This window comes from Streptomyces sp. NPDC059957, from assembly GCF_042730015.1.
In the GTDB taxonomy this organism is placed as follows: Bacteria; Actinomycetota; Actinomycetes; order Streptomycetales; family Streptomycetaceae; genus Streptomyces.
In genome coordinates this window covers 3,845-20,810 of sequence record NZ_JBHWMB010000090.1, presented here as the reverse complement: position 1 = coordinate 20,810, position 16,966 = coordinate 3,845, and the positions used below count along the sequence as shown (strand labels likewise).

The 16,966-nt window shown below is 72.4% G+C and carries 17 protein-coding genes and 2 pseudogenes; 6 read left to right on the top strand and 13 right to left on the bottom strand.

Annotated elements, in window-relative coordinates:
• Window positions 1-142: 142 nt before the first annotated feature.
• From ACFWBW_RS36580 to ACFWBW_RS36570, 3 genes are all read right to left on the bottom strand, one after another.
• Window positions 143-280: a SapB/AmfS family lanthipeptide gene (locus ACFWBW_RS36580; RefSeq protein ID WP_254386476.1), complete on the bottom strand. Its 138-nt coding sequence runs from the start codon at window positions 278-280 to the stop codon at window positions 143-145.
• Window positions 267-2,915 carry a class III lanthionine synthetase LanKC gene (lanKC, locus tag ACFWBW_RS36575; RefSeq protein WP_385382407.1) on the bottom strand — a complete coding sequence of 883 codons (2,649 nt, stop codon included), beginning with the start codon at window positions 2,913-2,915 and terminating at the stop codon, window positions 267-269. Before lanKC ends, ACFWBW_RS36580 begins: the two co-directional genes overlap by 14 nt.
• A gap of 340 nt (window positions 2,916-3,255) precedes the next feature.
• Entirely contained in the window at window positions 3,256-3,744 is a 489-nt protein-coding gene (locus ACFWBW_RS36570) for an ATP-binding protein (RefSeq protein WP_385382404.1), read from the bottom strand.
• 397 nt (window positions 3,745-4,141) lie between these two features.
• Between ACFWBW_RS36570 and ACFWBW_RS36565 the strand changes: the two genes are divergently transcribed.
• The 3 genes from ACFWBW_RS36565 (at window position 4,142) to ACFWBW_RS36555 (ending at window position 6,284) form a co-directional block, all read left to right on the top strand.
• Window positions 4,142-4,924 carry a ribonuclease BN gene (locus tag ACFWBW_RS36565; protein WP_385382402.1) on the top strand — a complete coding sequence of 261 codons (783 nt, stop codon included), beginning with the start codon at window positions 4,142-4,144 and terminating at the stop codon, window positions 4,922-4,924.
• A gap of 177 nt (window positions 4,925-5,101) precedes the next feature.
• On the top strand, window positions 5,102-5,644 hold the full coding sequence (locus ACFWBW_RS36560; protein WP_385382400.1) for a hypothetical protein: 543 nt from the start codon (window positions 5,102-5,104) through the stop codon (window positions 5,642-5,644).
• A 442-nt stretch (window positions 5,645-6,086) separates the two neighbouring features.
• On the top strand, window positions 6,087-6,284 hold the full coding sequence (locus tag ACFWBW_RS36555) for a hypothetical protein (protein ID WP_385382397.1): 198 nt from the start codon (window positions 6,087-6,089) through the stop codon (window positions 6,282-6,284).
• A 46-nt stretch (window positions 6,285-6,330) separates the two neighbouring features.
• Here the strand turns inward: ACFWBW_RS36555 and ACFWBW_RS36550 are convergent, their stop codons facing one another.
• From ACFWBW_RS36550 to ACFWBW_RS36540, 3 genes are all read right to left on the bottom strand, one after another.
• Window positions 6,331-7,698, bottom strand: coding sequence for a mycothione reductase (locus ACFWBW_RS36550; protein ID WP_385382394.1), 1,368 nt, complete (start codon window positions 7,696-7,698; stop codon window positions 6,331-6,333).
• Between the two features lie 9 nt (window positions 7,699-7,707).
• Window positions 7,708-8,775: a fatty acid desaturase family protein gene (locus tag ACFWBW_RS36545; protein ID WP_385382391.1), complete on the bottom strand. Its 1,068-nt coding sequence runs from the start codon at window positions 8,773-8,775 to the stop codon at window positions 7,708-7,710.
• A gap of 147 nt (window positions 8,776-8,922) precedes the next feature.
• Window positions 8,923-9,078 (bottom strand): DUF6131 family protein, encoded by a 156-nt coding sequence (locus ACFWBW_RS36540; protein WP_385382388.1) that lies wholly within the window; start codon window positions 9,076-9,078, stop codon window positions 8,923-8,925.
• Between the two features lie 198 nt (window positions 9,079-9,276).
• On the opposite strand from ACFWBW_RS36540, the gene ACFWBW_RS36535 reads away from it, so the two are divergent.
• A complete protein-coding gene (locus ACFWBW_RS36535; RefSeq protein WP_385382438.1) occupies window positions 9,277-9,726 on the top strand; it encodes a flavin reductase family protein in 450 nt (149 codons plus the stop codon).
• A 14-nt stretch (window positions 9,727-9,740) separates the two neighbouring features.
• Here the strand turns inward: ACFWBW_RS36535 and ACFWBW_RS36530 are convergent, their stop codons facing one another.
• Genes ACFWBW_RS36530 through ACFWBW_RS36520 form a run of 3 tightly spaced genes read right to left on the bottom strand, consistent with a single transcriptional unit; the run spans window position 9,741 to window position 11,470 of the window.
• Window positions 9,741-10,763: an iron-containing redox enzyme family protein gene (locus ACFWBW_RS36530; protein WP_385382385.1), complete on the bottom strand. Its 1,023-nt coding sequence runs from the start codon at window positions 10,761-10,763 to the stop codon at window positions 9,741-9,743.
• Complete coding sequence (locus ACFWBW_RS36525) at window positions 10,760-11,041, bottom strand: CDGSH iron-sulfur domain-containing protein (RefSeq protein ID WP_385382382.1); 282 nt, start codon at window positions 11,039-11,041, stop codon at window positions 10,760-10,762. Before ACFWBW_RS36525 ends, ACFWBW_RS36530 begins: the two co-directional genes overlap by 4 nt.
• Before the next feature lie 48 nt (window positions 11,042-11,089).
• The gene (locus ACFWBW_RS36520) at window positions 11,090-11,470 is read right to left on the bottom strand and encodes a hypothetical protein (protein WP_385382379.1); all 381 of its coding nucleotides are present in this window, start codon (window positions 11,468-11,470) and stop codon (window positions 11,090-11,092) included.
• 307 nt (window positions 11,471-11,777) lie between these two features.
• Between ACFWBW_RS36520 and ACFWBW_RS36515 the strand changes: the two genes are divergently transcribed.
• Window positions 11,778-12,659: a SigB/SigF/SigG family RNA polymerase sigma factor gene (locus tag ACFWBW_RS36515; RefSeq protein ID WP_385382377.1), complete on the top strand. Its 882-nt coding sequence runs from the start codon at window positions 11,778-11,780 to the stop codon at window positions 12,657-12,659.
• A gap of 11 nt (window positions 12,660-12,670) precedes the next feature.
• A pseudogene (locus tag ACFWBW_RS36510) lies at window positions 12,671-12,802 on the top strand (sensor histidine kinase); the annotation flags it as partial.
• A gap of 31 nt (window positions 12,803-12,833) precedes the next feature.
• Here the strand turns inward: ACFWBW_RS36510 and ACFWBW_RS36505 are convergent.
• The 4 genes and pseudogenes from ACFWBW_RS36505 to ACFWBW_RS36490 all read right to left on the bottom strand — a co-directional run.
• Window positions 12,834-13,130, bottom strand: coding sequence for a WhiB family transcriptional regulator (locus tag ACFWBW_RS36505; RefSeq protein WP_385382374.1), 297 nt, complete (start codon window positions 13,128-13,130; stop codon window positions 12,834-12,836).
• A gap of 143 nt (window positions 13,131-13,273) precedes the next feature.
• Entirely contained in the window at window positions 13,274-14,491 is a 1,218-nt protein-coding gene (locus tag ACFWBW_RS36500) for an anhydro-N-acetylmuramic acid kinase (RefSeq protein ID WP_385382435.1), read from the bottom strand.
• A gap of 35 nt (window positions 14,492-14,526) precedes the next feature.
• A complete protein-coding gene (locus ACFWBW_RS36495; RefSeq protein WP_385382371.1) occupies window positions 14,527-15,867 on the bottom strand; it encodes an MFS transporter in 1,341 nt (446 codons plus the stop codon).
• Window positions 15,868-16,064: 197 nt separating this feature from the next.
• A pseudogene (locus ACFWBW_RS36490) lies at window positions 16,065-16,966 on the bottom strand (NAD(P)/FAD-dependent oxidoreductase); the annotation flags it as partial.

Genomic DNA, 16,966 nt, shown 5'->3' with positions numbered 1-16,966 from the left:
GACGGGTGCGTGGTGGGGGTGGCGCGCCTGGGGGGGCGCCAGCTTTGGGCAGGCCGCGGTGGGGGGGGGACTTGTTGTCGGCCGCCTCAAAAGACGTGGGGCGGGCCCGGGCGGTGCACCGCCCGGGCCCGGAGTGACCTGGTTAGTTACAGGTCGTGATGCTGAGGCTGCTGTCGCCGCAGAGCAGGAGGCTTGCCCTGCTGCCGCCGCCACCGCCGCCGTGCATCTCCGTGATCTCTTCCTTCGGGGTCTCCATCGACTGCAGGTCAAGAAGGGTCATGTCGGTTCCTCTTCTTCTCTCGGGTGGTGCGATGGGTCACGGTCCCGGACGGGACCGGCTCTGGGGCCGCGGCGCGTTCGCGCAGCGGCGGGAGGAACGGCAGGTGTGCGCGCCCGCCGGGCGCGGCGCTGCCGAGGGCGAGGAGAGCGCCGGCCGTGCCCGTGGAGAGGTCCATGGACAGCCGCATCATCTGCTCGCCGGGGAAGGCCAGATGCCCCTGGTAGGGCACGGCGTGCCGGGCCAGTGCGCCGATCTGGCGGTCGATGGCTTCGTGTCCCGTGCCCGGGCCCGGCGTGGTGGTCCGGGCCAGGTGGAGGATCATCCCGGCGGCGCCGCGCATCAGCCCGGGCTGGGCGTAGAAGGTGGCCTGGGCCGCCCGTACGATCTCGCGCCGGGCCTGCTCGAAGCGCTCGTCCGGGCCGTGCTCCAGCCAGTCGTCGAGCACCATGCCGATGCCGACGCTGCCCTCGCCGAGGTACGGCATCGTGCGCCAGCCCTCGTTCACCTGGAGGGTGCCGAACGCGCTGGTGACGCAGCGGTCGAGGTCGCGGTGGAGCCCCTGGGCGGCCTGGGCCAGCAGTTCCTTGTCACCGGTGCGTTCGTACAGTCGTACGAGCAGCAGGGCGGGGCCGGAGTTGCCGTACAGCAGTCCCGCGCGGGCCGGGCGCTGCCCGGGCCGGGCGATCAGCTCGGCGCAGCGCAGGGCCGCGGTGTGCAGTTCGCTCTCGCCGCTCGCCGCGGCGAGGGCGTCCAGGGCGAGGCCGATGCCTGCGAGTCCGCCGTGCAGGTCGGGGCCCGCGCTCTCCCAGGGCTGGTGCAGCAGCTGGTCGGCGAGGGCGAGGGCCCGGTCGTGGTGTCCGAGCCGGTGCAGGGTCCAGGCCGTGCCGGCCAGGCCGTCGTAGAAGCCGAGCGGGGTGCCGGAGAGCGGCTCCCGGGTCCGGTCGAGGAGCCATTCCTCGGCCTCGGGCCAGGGTTCGGCGCCGGTCTCGGCGAGGGCGTGGAGCACGCCGGCGATCCCGTGGCCGAAGCCGATGCCTCCACCGGGGTTGGCGAACTGGGCGATGTCGCCCGGGACGAGGCGGTCCTCGCGGTCCGGGGTGACGCTCGCACGCACCGCCGCGCTCATGGACGTACGGGCGGCGGGCCAGTCCCGCGGCTCGACCGGCAGGTACGGTCCGGCCGGCGCGGGCAGGCGGTCACCCGGTGCGCCCCGCGGGGCGCCGGAGAGGATCTCCTCGACGGCCTCGTCGAGGAACTGCCGCGGTACGGGGAACTGTTCGGCGACCACGGCGGCCAGATGCGCGGCCTTGGCCCGGTCGAGGACGAGCAGGCTGGTCAGCGGGAGGAACAGGGCGAGCCGCAGGCAGGCGAGGGCGTAGCGGTCGACGGAGAACCCGCGCCGCTCGGCCGGGGCGACGAAGGCGGGGTTGGCCACGGTCTGCCGCAGTCCCTCGTCGACGTGCGCGGCGGCTTCGAAGTCCAGGAGCGAGACGGTGGGTTCGCCCGTGGTCTCGTTCTCGGCCACCATGATGTTGAAGAGGTGGAGGTCGTTGAAGACCACGCCGCGGGCGTGCACGGCGTCGACGGCCTCCGTCACCTTCCGGTGGATGGTGAGGGCCCACTCGGTGTAGGAGGTGAGCTCCGCAGGTTCGGGGTCCGCCTCGATCAGCGGGTGGCGGCGGGCGAAGTAGGTGTTGAGCGGTTTGCCCGCAAGGTGCTCCAGTACCAGGAAGTGGTGGTCGCCGACCGTGAACGTGCCGAGGACCGACGGGACGCAGTCCAGGCCCTCCAGCCGCTCCAGCGCAGCCCGTTCGCGGTGCAGCCGGGTCACGGCGTCGGCTCCGTCGGCGGCGAGGCCCGCGTACGGCCGGGCTTCCTTGAGGACCACGGTCGCTCCGGTGCGGGTGTCCCTGCCGACGTACACGCCGCCGCCGTTGGAGAAGTGCAGCGCCCGCTCCACCGTGAAGGGAACGCCGGTCAGGGTGAGCGCGGAGCGCGCTTCGAGGTGCGGCTTCAGGAAGCCGGGCAGTTCGAGCCACTCGGGCGGCTGGAAGACCGGTCCGCGGCGGTCCGGTACGAGCCGCCCTTCGGGGGTCTCGATCGCCGGGACCAGCTCGCCGTGCTCGTCGTAGCAGTGCCGCAGGGTGAAGCTGCCGTAGCGCAGGTGGACCGGTCCGGCGCCCCAGCGCAGATCGCTGAGGATGTACGGGCCGGCAGCTCCCGCCAGCGCGACGTCGAGCTCCTCCGCGATGCGGCGGCACTGCCCTTCGTCCGCGGGGTACACGGTGATGAACTTGCCGCTCGCGGCGCGGTCGGCGTACTTGGCGTTGCGCAGGTGCAGCAGGTAGCGGCTCGGTACGAACTTGAAGGCGATGCGTCGCGCCGTGCAGTACTCGTACACCGTCGTCAGCAGCGACTCGGCGTTGTCGAGCGTGGCCGAGACGTGGATCTTCCAGCCCTGTGCGGGCAGTTCGGCATCGGTGGGACGCAGCGCGAGCCAGTCGCCGCTCCGGTGCGAGCGCCATCCCTGAGGGACGGGGGCGAGGGCGGCCGGATAGCTCTCGCCGGCCCGCCGGTACGGCGCGTCGTAGAACCACCGGTCCGCGTCGCAGAAGGCTGCGTACCCCTTGTTCACACCTGCTCCCTCGGTCGGTTGCAGGACCGACCGTGTCACGCGCGCAGAGGACGCCGACAGTCACGGCTGTCACGGGCGGGGTGTGCAGTACTCACGCGTCACGAGGCTCCGGTGCCGGGTGCGCACCCACCCGGGACCTCCCGGGCGCAGGCGCGGGGCCCCCGAAAGACACGCCCTGGGCCGTCTCTTTCGGATCTTGCCGGGCCCACGACGCCTGGCACCGCGCCCGGCCGCACTGCCGAGGCGACCACGTACGTCCAGTACGCGAGCGCCCCGACAGCACGCCCAGGCACGGCACCAGACGCCGCGGGCTCGGCCGACAAGATCCGAAAGAGACGACCTAGCCTCGGTGGTCCGGGGTCGGGGCCTTCGGGTCGCGGCGCCCGGCGGCCAGGCGGGAGGACTCGATCTCCGCCCAGACGACCTTGCCCGTGCCAAGGGGGTAACAGCCCCACCGGTCGGCGAGCCGCCGCACGAGGTGCAGGCCGTGGCCGCCGGGGACACCCGGCCGGCGTACGGCTCCGGGGCGCGGCAGCTCCGTCACCCCGTCGAGCACCTCGATCCTCAGGGTCTCGCCGGCGGTCAGTACGAGCTCTTCGCAGCCGTGCGCGTGCAGGGCCGCATTGGTCACCAACTCGGAGACGACGAGCAACGCGTCCTCGGCACTCTCCCGTCCGTCCCACCCCCAGTCCCGCAGGGTCAGGCGGGTGAAATCACGGCCCTTGGCGACCGCACCCCGGACACTGCGCAGGGCGAGCCGGCGCCGCTGGCCCATGACCGGCCCGTGCCCGCGCCCGCGTCGAGGATCGCCCTCGGTCTCTCCCGTCATCTTCACTGCCGCCTCGCCCTGACCGTTGACTCACTGTGTTCGTCCGGGGCGGGCGGCCCCGTCCGCACACCGCCCGGACTACCAGGACCACTCGGACCGACCGGCCTGCGGCCGTCGTCCCCGGTCCCGCGTATGCCCGACCTGGTCGCCCGGACACGTGGACGCCGTACCCCCGGTGGATTCCCGGTCGGGAGGGTCCTACCGTGAAAGCAGCACCTGGAGCGGCCATGCCCATCACCCCACCCCCGGTCCACCCGTCCCGGTCACCGCACCCGCCGCCGACGTCCCTTCGCGGACGCCTCGGAGCCGGCCGGGGCGGCGGTGGCGGCGGACCCGGGCGTGCGCCGGTGAGATGACCGGGTCCGGCAGGATCCGTCGGCTGTCGCCCTTCGGGCGGATGCGCAGTGCGGTCCGCCGCGCGCGGGCCGGACGCCGCTGGGTCCACGTCCGGGGCGTCGACCTGTGGCAACGCTCCCTCGGGTTCGCGGCGCTCGGGTTCCTGACCCTGGTGCCCCTGCTCATCGTCGTATCCGCGGCCGACACCCGCGGCGGGCAGGGGTTCGCGCAGTGGCTGGGCGACGGGCTCGGCGTATCGCCGGCCGCCAGGGCCGAGATCGAGCGGCTCTTCGCCCTGCCCGGCCAGGCCTGGCGGACCACGACCGCCTTCGGCCTCGCGCTGCTCGCCGTGTTCGGCCTGTCCTTCGGCACGATGCTGCAGAGCGGCTACGAACAGGTCTGGGACCTGGCTCCGTCCCGCTGGTGGGCCCGGTGGCGTCACGTGCTGTGGCTCGGCGTGCTGGTGGGGGTGCTCTTCCTCTCGGCGATCGCCCCGCCGTGGCGCGAATCCCCGGCACGCGGCTTCGTCACGGTGGCGATCGGAACCCTCTTCTTCTGGTGGTCACAGCACCTGCTGCTCGGCGGCCGGGTCCCGTGGACCGCCCTGCTCCCCGGGGCGGTGGCCACCATGCTCGGGCTGCTCGGGCTACGGGTGTTCTCCCGGCACGTCTTCTCGCCGCTGATCGCGTCCAGCGCCGTCACCTACGGCCCCTTCGGAACCGTTCTCGTCATCCAGACCTGGCTCGTCGGCGTCGGCGTGGTCGTGTTCGGAGGCGCGCTCGTCGGCCGGCTCCTCCACGACGAGCTGCTGCGCCGGGCACCTCCGGTGGGACCCGGCCAGTGAGGCGGGAGCCGGACCGGCCGGGAGCGCGGCCCGAGGCTCCGCCTGGTGACCAGTGCCCCGGACGGAGCGGTGACCGGCTGCGACCCCGGCCCCCGGGCCGCCCCCGTTCGGGTTTGGCCGCCACCCAGCGGGGCAGCCGCGAGGCAGACACGATGAGCCCCCGGACGGAGGCAGAAGATGTCAACCAATGTGCTGATTGCCGTCATCGTCGGGGCGGCGGTCGTCGTGCTCGCGCTCACGGCACTGCTGTGGATGCTTGCCCGACGACGCCACCTGCGTGAACGGTTCGGGCCGGAGTACAACCGCACCGTCGAGGAACAGGGCGACAAGCGCTCCGCCGAGCGGGACCTGCGCGCCCGTGAGGAGCGGCACGACCGACTCGACATCAAGGAGCTCTCCCCCGACCGCCGGCACCAGTACGCGGACGAGTGGACCGGCGTGCAACAGCAGTTCGTGGACCGGCCCGACGGATCCGTGGCAGCGGCCGACGAGCTGGTGACGCGGCTGATGGGAGAGCTCGGCTATCCGACCGAGGGGTACGAGGACCAGTTGCGCGATCTCTCCGTGGAGCACGGCCGCACGCTGGAGGAGTACCGGGCCGCGCACGCGGTGAAGGTGCGCAGCGATGCGGGACGGGCGACGACGGAGGAGCTGCGCGGGGCGATGGTCCACTACCGCACGCTGTTCGAGGAGCTGCTCGCCGACCAGAGGAGCCGATGACATGCAGAATCCGAATCACGACGACACTGCGGGACGGGCACGCGAGCCCGCCCTGACCACGGAGGATCTAGCGCGCCCCGCGCCGTCCGGTGACGGGGACGCGCCCCTGTTCCCCGGCGAGGCCACGGGTGAGCGGCACGATGCGAGCCAGGCCCGCGATGCGAGCGGGGTCCCGGCCGCCGAGCCCGCCGGGGGCCCCGAAGGGGCTCACCGAGCCGGGCGGGAACCGGGGCCCGTACCGGAGGACGTACCGGCACCCGATCCGGCAGAGTCGGTAGGTGCAGAGCCGGTAGGTGCAGAGTCGGTAGGTGCAGAGCCGGTAGGTGCAGAGCCGGTACGTGCAGAGTCGGTAGGTGCAGCCGGGACCGAAGAGGAACCGCTGCTGGGAACCGCGGAGGCAGAGCGCTATCGCACCCGGTGGGGTGAGATCCAGGGCCGGTTCGTGGACGATCCGCAGGAAGCGGTCCGGTCGGCGGACACCCTGGTGGCGGAGGTCATGCAGGCGTTCGCCGGCACCCTTTCCGAACACCGGAGCGGGCTGGAGAAGCAATGGGACCGCGGTGAGCAGGTGGCCACCGAGGACCTGCGCCAGGCCCTGCGGGCCTACCGCTCGCTGGTCAACCGACTGCTCGACACCTGAGCCACGAACTCGCGAATTCGTGAATCAGTCATCACGGGTTTCGCCGTCACAGGTCGAGGTCGAGGAGGGCCTTCTCCACGAGCTCGGTGAGCGCCGGGTGGATCCAGTACGGGGACCTGGCCAGGGTGGGGGCGTCGATGCCCAGGGTCATCGCCATGACGAGGGGCTGGATGAGGGTCGCGGCCTGCGGGCCCATGAGGTGGGCTCCGAGCAGGCGGCCGGTGCCGCGTTCGGAGAGCACCTTGCAGAAGCCGGTGGTGTCCTCCATCGCCCAGCCGTAGGCGATGTCCGCGTACCGGGCCTCGCCCACCAGCGGATCGAGGCCCTGGTCGCGGCAGTCCTGCCCGGTGGCGCCGATCGAGGCGATCTGGGGGCTGGTGAAGACGGCCGCGGGTACCAGGTCGTGGTCGGCCGCGATCAGGTCGTCGGGGTGGCGCAGGTTGTGGGCGACGACCTGCGCCTCACGGTTGGCCACGTGCTTGAGCGGTACCGGTGTGCAGATGTCACCGAGCGCGAAGACCCCTTCCGCGGTGGTGCGTTGGTACGCATCGACGACGACGCGGCCGTCGTCGTGGGTGGCGACGCCCGCGGCCTCGAGGTTCAGCCGGTCGCTGTTGGGCACGCGGCCCGCGGCGACCAGCAGCATGTCCGCCTCGAGCGTGGAGGCGTCGTCCAGGGTCAGCCGCAGGGCGCCCGGGCGGCCGCCCACCGCGGTCACTTCCCGGCCCAGCCTGAGGTCGTAGCGGGAACGGACCAGTTCGGTGAACCGTTCGGCGACCGTCTCGTCCTGCGGGCCGAGCAGGCGGTCCTCCTTCTCCACGATGACCACGGAGCTGCCGGCCGCCGCGAACACCTCCGCGAGCTCGGCCGCGATGTAGCCGCCGCCGAGGACGGCCAGGCGGCGGGGCGGGGCTTCGATCCGCATGACGGTGTCGGACGTCTCGTACGGCAGCGTGGACTCGAGCACGGGTGGGGGTACCAGTGGGCGGCCTCCGGCGGCGATGACGATCTGCCGGGCGCCGATGTCGACGAAACCGTCCGCGCACTCGATCCGCAGCTCCCGCGGGCCCGTGAAACGCGCGCTTCCCTCGTACACGGTGACGGAGTCGGCTTCCCGGCGCCCCCGCCGGCCCTCCTCGCGCTCGGCGTCCAGGCGTGCGAACACCCGGTCGCGCATCGCCCGCCAGCGCACGCCGAGCAGCTCCGCGCCCACGTCGTACGTACCGGCTTCGCCGACGGTCCGGGCCACGTGTGCGGCGTAGGCGAACATCTTGCTCGGGATGCAGCCCGCGTTCAGGCAGGTTCCGCCGAACCACTTCTCCTCGACGATCGCCACGTCGAGACCGGCGAACGAATCGTCGACGACGGAGTTGCCGGATCCCGCACCGATGACCACAAGGTCGTGCTGACGCATCGGGCCAGGCTACGGGCTGCTCGGCGCGGGGCGCCGCACGCGGGGCTGCCGGAGCGGGGCGCCGGCGTGGTGGAGGCTGGCGAGGGTCTGCCGGTAGGAGTTGATCAGGCTGGTCTCCAGGTAACTCACTCCGAGCTCCTCACAGTGGCCGCGGACGATGACCTGGGCCCGGCGCAGGTGCGGGCTGGGCATGCTCGGGAAGAGGTGGTGCTCGATCTGGTAGTTCAGGCCGCCGAGCACGATGTCGGTGAACCGGCCGCCCCGCACGTCGCGGGAGGTCAGCACCTGGCGGCGCAGGAAGTCCGGCCGGTCCGCGCCGCGCAGAGTCGGCATGCCCTTGTGGTTCGGGGCGAAGATGGACCCGAGGTAGATGCCGAAGAGGCATTGGTGGACCATCAGGAACGCGATCGCCTTGCCGGGCGGAAGCACCAGGAACAGTGCGCCGAGATAGACCGCGATGTGCGTGAAGAGGAGGACGCCCTCCCACACCCGGTTCTTCAGGGCGCCGTCGGCGAGGGACCGGATCCCGGACACGTGCAGGTTAAAGCCCTCCAGCGTGAGCAGCGGGAAGAACAGGAACGCCTGTGAGCGTCCCAGGAGCCGCGGCAGCCCCTTCGCGGCCCGGGCCTGGCCTTGTGTCCAGACGAGGATGTCCGGATCGAGATCGGGGTCGAGGTCCTCGTGGTTCGGGTTGGCGTGGTGCCGGCTGTGCTTGTCCTGCCACCAGCCGTATCCCATCCCGATGCCGAGGTTCCCGGCGAGACGCCCTGACAGTTCGCTGGACCTGCGCAGCCGGAAGACCTGCCGGTGCGCGACGTCGTGCGCCAGCAGCGCCACCTGCCCGAAGACGGCGGCCAGGAATCCGGCGGCGAGCAGGGTCCACCAGCTGTCCCCGATGAGCACGAAGGCCGTGCAGCCCAGGGCGTAGAGGATCGTCACGGCGGTGATGCGCAGTGCGTAGTAGCCCGGGCGCCGGCCCATCAGTCCGGCCGCCTGGATCTTCTTGGACAGCCGGGCGAAGTCGCTCCCCGTTTCCGCCCCTGCGGGCGGGGGTCGCACCTTCTCCAAAGAGTTCATGAGCGGACGTCACTCTCCATAGCCTCAGTGTGGTCCCCCGTGCGGGGGACGCCGGATCGGTCGATTGCGGATGGCCATGGAAGAGGTCTTCCTCTGGCGGAGGTGGGACGTCACTGGGTCCCTGCGCCCTGCGCCGTGGCGAACCGGTCAGTAGTAGTGGCGTCGTCCGCCGACCGCGTGCCCGACCGAGCCCAGAATCCAGAGCACTGCGCCCACCACGAGGAGAATGATCCCGATGGTCCACAGGATGGAGATTCCTGTCAGGAATCCGATGAGCAGGAGGATGAGTCCGGCGAAGATCATGGTGGCCTCGTTCTCATGTCGGGAATTCGGCGAAACGGTTGATCCGCCGCGATGCTGTGGATTGCGTGTACCCGGGAATTCCTTCCTTAGCTGTCGATCGGCCCTGAACTTCCGCGGTGGGAATTCCACCGCTCACCCGAGGAGCTTTCCGTGACCGGAACCGGACTGGACGGCTTCACCGACGTCCTCGATTACCCGATGTACGTCGTGACCGCGGCGGCCGATGGTGACCGGGCCGGCTGCCTGGTGGGATTCGCCTCGCAGTGCTCGATCGACCCGCCCCGCTTCATGGTGTGGATCTCCACGTCCAACCGGACCTATCGCGTCGCACGCCGCGCCTCGCACGTGGCGGTCCACGTCCTGCGCCGCGAGCAGAGGTCCACGGCGGACTGGTTCGGCGGGCGGACCGGCGACGACGTCGACAAGTTCGAGCGGGTGGCCTGGCGGCCCGGAGAAGGGGGCGCACCGGTCCTCGAGGACTGCCTCGCCTGGTTCGTCGGCCGGGTGCGGGGGCACGTGGAGGGCGACGGGGACCACGTCGGCTTCCTGCTCGAGCCCGTGGACCAGAGCCCGCCCGGGCGGCGCGACGAGCCGCCCCTGCTCCGGTTCAGCGATATCGCCGACATCTCGGCGGGGCACCCCGCCTGATCGCCCGATCCGCCTCACGGCTGCGCCGACAGCCGCGTCCGCAGCGCGGAGCGCCCGTTCTCCCAGGCTTCCCGCAGGTGTGCTCCGAGGCGGTCCTCCAGCAGGACCGTGGCCGCGCAGCCGAAGGCCACATCGGGCTCCAGGTGGGGTTCGTCGGCGAGGAGGCCGCCGATCACCTCGCGCCGTACGACCTGCTCGTGCACCGCGTCGGCCTCGACGTGTTCCGCGTGGAAGCGCTCCGCGGCCGGACCCGCACCGCATCGCCGCATGGCCTTGGCCATGCGGCGCGAGCCGGGTGAGGAGGTCACTTCGACACAGGCGAAGTGACCAACGAGGGCGCCGCGCAGGGCGCGGTGCAGGCCGAACAGTGACATGAGGTTGACGGTGGCGAGCAACGGGGCCGGGGCGTGGTCCAGGTACCTGCCGTACGTGTGGTCCAGGCCGAGGTCGTCCATGAGGTCGGCGAAGAGCTGCGCGTGGATGTCCGCCGCACGCCCGGCGCCGAACTCGTCGTACTCGATCGCGACCATGGCGGCCTTGGCCCGTCCCGTGAGCCGGGGTACGACCCGGACGTGCGGGTCGGCCTCCTTGAGGTGGTAGAGCGAGCGCAGGGCCGCGTACTCGCGCAACTGCCAGAGCTCGCCCCGCGTTTCGAGGAGGTGGCTGACGCTGTCCGTGAGGTCGACCGGCTCGACGAGGAGCGGTGCGAAGGCTTCCCCGGCCGACCGGGGGGCGTCCGCCGGCTCGGTGCGCAGGGCGTGCAGGAACCGGGTCTCCATCGCCTGCCGCAGGCGGAGCAGGTCCGGGTCCCACTCGCGGTCGTCGCCGACGCCTCCAAAACCCCGGTAGTGAAGTTCGTAGAGCAGGTAGAGGGCGAGCTGGAGATCCTCGCCCCATGGATCGGCCGCGAGGACGGCGACCGCGTGGTGCATCGGAGGGCGCCCCGTTGTGAACGCCTCCAGGACGGCGTCCGACAGTACGCCCCGGCCCCCTACCAGGCTGGGTCCGCTCCTCGGGGTGGTGGCGGTGGTCGTCATCCGGTGCTCCTGTCCTGTGGGCCGTCGGGTGCGACGGGGCGTTCGCGGGGGCGGTGGCTCGTATCGCACCAGGGGTAGGTGCGGCTGCGGCGGCAGGTGCACAGGGCGACCATGAAGCGGTCGGACCGGACGACGCTCTCGTCCTCCAGGACGACCTCCACGGGTCCCTCGACCAGCACCGGGCCCTGCGGATCCACCACCACTCGGCGAGCCGCGCGGCGTTCGCCGCGGGCGGGCCCGTCCCGCTCGGCAGGGCGGTCCTCAGGGACGCCGGCCACGGATGACCACCAGCTCTTCCCACTCGTCCCCCTCGGCCAGGCCCCGGCTCAGCAGCCACGCCCGTCTGGACCGCAGCACCGGGCCCCAGGGGACCGTGACCCGGGACACACGTCGGCGGTCAGGCCCCGCGTGCGCGCGGCGAAGTCTCCGTGGAACACGCGCAGCGGCAGCCGACGGCGCAGCGCGTTGAGCCGGGTCGCGAACACGGCGGGCCAGGAGACGTCGACCGCCGTCACCCGTGCACCGGCGCCGGCCGCGCACAGTGCGAGGGCGCCGGTGCCGATCTCCAGGACCTCGGTCCCGGACCCCGGCTCCTCGCGGGAGAGGGCATCGGCCGGCAGCCGCGTATCGGACTGCGGCCGGTACACACCGGGCAGGGCGATCAGCCGCGCCGGAGTGTCTCCGCCGGTCAGGACCGTGTCGAGCATCGCGCACCTCCGGGTGGGACGCGGTGATCCCCGCTGGGCGGATCGCGTCGGTGGACGGAACGTCTGGCGACTGCCCGGACGGAGAAGGCCCACCCAGAACCTGCCGATCTTCAGAAGATCACACGAGGGCCTGCACCCCCTGCCCCCGTACGGCTGATACCCGGCAGGCGCGCTGAGAGCCCCCTACGGGATCCCCGCGAGGGGAAAGGGTCAGCCCGCCCCGTGAGGGGGTATACAGCCATCGGGAAGACGATGACGGTCCCCCGCTGCGCCTCTCGGCCGCAGCCCCATCCGTCAGAGGTCTCACATGTCACCCATCACCCGCGACACTGAGGATCCCCTCCATACCGAGCTCCTCCCGGACCCGCTCCGCCTCCCCGAGGACCTGGTCGCAGTGAGCACCGGGGACGCCCGGACCCTGTCCACCACGCTCTTCCGACGTCTGGACACCCTGGAGGAGGGCACTGCCGAGTACTCGTACGTGCGCAACACCCTCGTCGAGCTCAACCTCAGCCTGGTGAAGTACTCGGCCCGCCGCTACCGCGCGCGCAGGGAACCGCTGGAGGACATCATCCAGGTCGGCACGATCGGCCTGATCAAGGCCATCAACCGGTACGAAGTGGAGCGCGGGATCGAGTTCGCCACGTTCGCGATCCCCACCATCATCGGTGAGATCAAACGGTTCTTCCGTGACACCAGCTGGTCGGTGAAGGTCCCCCGGCGTCTGCAGGAACTCCGGCTCGACATCGCCAAGACCTACGACGCCCTCGAGCAGCGGCTGGGCCGCCGGCCGTCCGAACACGAGCTGGCGCAACGCCTCGGAATCACCGACGCCGAGCTGGCCGAGGGGCTCCGGGCCACCAACGGCTACACCGCCGGATCCCTCGAAGCACCGCTGGGCGAGGACACGAACGTGTCGCCGCTGACGTCTTCGCTCGGCGCCGAGGAAGCGGCGTACGACCGCATCGAATGCGTGGAAGCGCTCAAACCCCTGCTGACGACCCTCAGTGACCGCGATCGCCGGATCCTGGCCCTGCGCTTCGGCGAGGAACTCACCCAGTCCGAGATCGGAAACCGGCTCGGCCTCTCCCAGATGCACGTCTCCCGGCTGCTGAACCGGATCACGGAACGGCTGAGGACGGGCCTTCTGACCGACGACGGCGCCGCGGACGACTCCGTCACCTCATAGGCATGGTCCGCGGTGTGCGCTTCCTCGACATGGCGATCGTGGGGCGCAATCCGGGCCGCATCATCCCCAGGCTCCTCCTGGCCTTCGCCGATGCCCACCAGTCCGGCCGCGTCCGAATCATCGGTGAACCCGTCTGGCCGGGGCCCCCTGCCCTGACACCACGGTCGGCGAGGCTCAGGCGGTGGACGGCAGGGACGGACTTTCCGCTTCCTCGGTGCGCAGCCGGTGCCTCTCGCGCGCGGTGAGACCGCCCCAGATCCCGAACGGCTCGGCGACCTTCAGCGCGTGCCGCAGGCAGTCGCGCTGCACCGGGCACAGCGCGCACACCTCCTTGGCCGCCTCGTCCCGCCGTTCGCGGTCAGGCCCCTGCTCGCCCCTCGGGTGGAAGAACAGGCGCGAGCCCAGTTCGCGGCAGGCGGCCTCCTCCTGCCACAGCCAGTGGTGCTCGGCACGGCCGGGCAGACGCGACACGTTTCCCACCTCGGAACCTCCATCGGATGCGCACCGCATTCGGATGCGCGTTCCCTCCCCGTCTGGCCCGTCCGACGGAGCTCAAACAGCGAGCCGGAGTGCGCCCCGGGTGCGCGCCATCTCGCACGGGAGCCGTGCTCTGCTCACCGGGATGTGCGCGGGGCGCGGACGACCAGGCGGCCTGGCGCCGTCGCCAGCGGCGCGGGCAGGCTCCGGCCCCCCGCGCCGGGTGTGAGCGAGCCGAGGACGCTCGGGTGCCGGGCGCCGGTGCAGGAGGGAAGGGTCGCGGGCAGACCGTGCACGGTGAGCCAGCCCAGGACGGCGAAGGCGTACGCCTCCTTCGTGCCGGACGGCAGTCCGAGCTCGTCCGACGTCCGCAGCGCCGCGCCCGCGTCACCCCCGCCCAGTTCCTCCCTCAGCCACCGCATCAGCACCGGGTTGCGGGTGCCGCCGCCCGACGCGATCACCTCCGTCGGCCCGAAGGGCCGGACGGCGTCGGCGACGGTCCGTGCCGTGAGCCGGGTCAGGGTGGCGACGACGTCCTCGGCGGGCAGCGGCCCGCAGGTGTCCAGCGCCGCGCGCAGGTAGGGCAGGTGGAAGAGTTCCTTGCCCGTCGTCTTCGGTGCGGGCAGGGCGTAGTACGGCTCGTCCAGCAGTTTCCGCAGCAGCCCCGGGTGCACGGTTCCGCGTGCGGCGAGCACGCCGTCCACGTCCATGGACCGCGCCCGGCCCGGGGCGCCCCCCGCTGCGAGCTCCCGTACCGCCGCGTCGATCAGCGCGTTGGCGGGGCCGGTGTCGAAGGCCAACGGTGCGCCGCCCGCCCAGTCCGCGACCACCGTCACGTTCGCGATGCCGCCCAGGTTGAGCGCCACGGGGACGCCCGGCCGCCCGCGCAGCCACATGACGTCGAAGACGCTCACCAGGGGTGCGCCCTGTCCCCCGGCGGCCACGTCCCGCGTGCGGAAGCCGGAGACCACGGGCCGGCCCGTGGCTTCGGCGATCCAGGCGGGCTCGCCGATCTGGAGCGTGCCGTACACCCGGCCGGACGCGGCCCAGTGGTAGACGGTCTGCCCGTGCGAGGCCGTCAGATCGGTCCGGCCGTCGCACAGTTCGAGGTCTGCCCGTACGGCCGCTGCGGCGAAGGCCTGGCCGATGCGCGTGTCGAGCCTGCACACCGTGGCCAGATCCGTCGCGGCGGGTGGCAGTGCCCCGGCGAGCTCCGCCCGCAGACCGTCCTCGTACGCGGTACTGATCATGCCGAGCGGCGTGAGCACCAGCGTGTCCCCGTCCAGGGCGAGGTCCGCGGCGGCCGCGTCGATGGCGTCGTGCGAGGTGCCCGACATCAGCCCCACGACGCGCAGGGCGCCCGCCCTGCGGACGCCCACCGGCGGGCCGCTCACCGGAGCGTCCGCTCGTGGTCGTCGCCGCGCAGGGTGAGCAGCGCTGCGACGCTGACCGCGCAGGCGGTCGCGGCGTAGTACGCGGGAATGTCTGCGTCCCCGGTCCACGCGACGGCCCTGGTGATGATCAGCCCCGCGCATCCCGAGAACACGGCGTTGGACAGCGCGTACGCCAGCCCCAGCCCCGTGTAGCGCACCGTGGTAGGGAACATCTCGGACAGCATCGCGGGACCGGGTCCGGCCATCAGACCGACGGCTGCCCCCGCGGCGAAGAGCGCGGCCCCCTTCGCGTACACCGGCGCGCCCGTGTCCTGGACCAGGTTCAGCAGCGGCAGCGCGAACACGACCACCAGCAGCGCCCCGGCCAGCATCACCGTCCGCCGCCCGAGCCGGTCGCTCAACGCGCCGGCGGGCAGGATGGTCGCCGCGAACCCCAGGTTCGCCAGCACGGTCGCCACCAGGGCCTGCTGGAACGTCGCGTTCAGCGTGTTCTGGAGGTAGGAGGGCAGGACCACGAGGAAGGTGTACCCGGCCGCCGACCAGCCCATGACCCGCCCGGCGCCCAGCGCGACGGCCCTGGCCGTCTCCCCGGCGGGCGGTCGCCGCGGGGGTCCGCCCGCCGGGGAGACGGCGGCCGCCGCCCGGGCCTCCGCGACGAAGGCGGGCGTCTCGTCCAGGCGCACGCGCAGCCACAGTGCGGCGAGCCCGAGCGGCAGCGTCAGCAGGAAGGGCACCCGCCAGCCCCAGGCGTCCAGCTCCGAGGGGGTCAGTACGGTCGCCAGAAGCGCCGTCGTACCGGCGCCCGCGAGCAGGCCGAGCGAGACCGTGAACGACTGCCACGCCCCGTACCGCCCCCGGCGGCCCGGCGGGGCGCTCTCCGTCATGACCGAGACCGCCCCGCCGAACTCCCCGCCCGCCGACAGCCCTTGCACGATCCGCAGCAACGTCAGCAGCCACGGCGCGGCCGCGCCGATGGTCGCGTACGTCGGGAGCGCGCCGATGAGCGTCGTGGCGCCGGTCATCAGGCAGATGACCAGGACGAGCGTCGGCCGCCGGCCGATCCGGTCACCGAGCCGCCCGAACACCGCCGCCCCGACGGGCCGGAAGAAGAACGCGAGGGCGAAGGAGGCGTACGTCTTGACGAGCCCCTCCACCTCGCTGCCGCCCTCGGGAGTGAAGAAGTGCGCCGCGATGACGGTGGCGAGGTAGCCGTAGACACCGAACTCGTACCACTCGATGAAGTTGCCGACGCAGCCGCCGAGCAGCGCCCGGCGGGAACCGGCCCGCCGGGCCTCTGCCACGGACGAGCGGACCGGTCCGGGGGCGGGTGAGAGCATGGGTACAAGCCTGCTGAGCGCGTGGCCGCTCCACAAGTTCCGTCCGCCATCTGCCGTACCGGACGATGCGCGAGACGTCGCCCGCCGTGGCCGTCGAAGCACTCCACGCGGCGGGTGCGTGTCAGGCTCAAGGCACAACCAGCCTGGTCCGGGGAGACCGGTTCGATGGGCTCCCGTGCCCCGACGGTGAAGAGCACTCACGCCAGCAGGTTCACGGCCTGCTGGAACAGGCCGGGGAAGCGGGCCGCAGCAGGGGTGATCAGGGGCGCCAGTCGGGGCTGGTTGCGGGCCCAGAGCAGGGACTTGGTCAGCAGCCGGTAGTTGCGGGACAGCCGACGCCACGCGTCTTCGTAGTCCTGGGGGCGGCCTTGGCGCAGGCAGCGCACGAGTTCGGCGGCGGCCGTCAGGGCCAGGGCGAGGCCCTCGCCCGTCAGGGCGTCGACGTATCCGGCGGCGTCGCCCACGAACAGGACCCGCCCGGCCACCCTGGAGCGGGCCTGCTGGCGGAGCGGACCCGCGCCCCGGACCGGCGTCCGGCCCGCCGTACCGAGCCGGGACACCAACAGCGGGAATCGGGCCAGCTGGGCTTCGTACGGGAGCTGTTCGGACGTGAGGACGGCGACTCCGACCTGGCGCGGGCCCAGCGGCGTGACGTAGGCCTCGCAGCCCGCCGCCCAGTGCACCTCCACCAGGTCGCTCCACGGCTCGACGGAGTAGTGACGTCGCAATCCGTACCGCGGCGGCCGGCGTCCTGCCCTCGGCCGCTCGTCCAGGTCGAGCGCCCGCCGGGTCGGTGAGTGCAGTCCGTCCGCCGCCACGAGATACCGGGCGGCCATCCCGTCCGCCGTGACGTGGTCGGCGTACTGGCTCACTTGGCGAACCCTGCGGGGGAGGATCGGGATGCCGAGCCGGACGGCCCGGTCGGTGAGTGCCTCGTGGAGCAGGGTGCGGCGGGGGGGGGGGGGGGGGTGTGGTGGGGGGGAGGAGAGGGGGGGGGGGTTCTGCCCCGGAGCTCCCCCACCGGGGAACCTCCCCCGCCCAAACCACTAGGCCCGGACGCAGGCTGCGCAGGCCGCGCGAGCCGCCCAGGCCCGTGCAG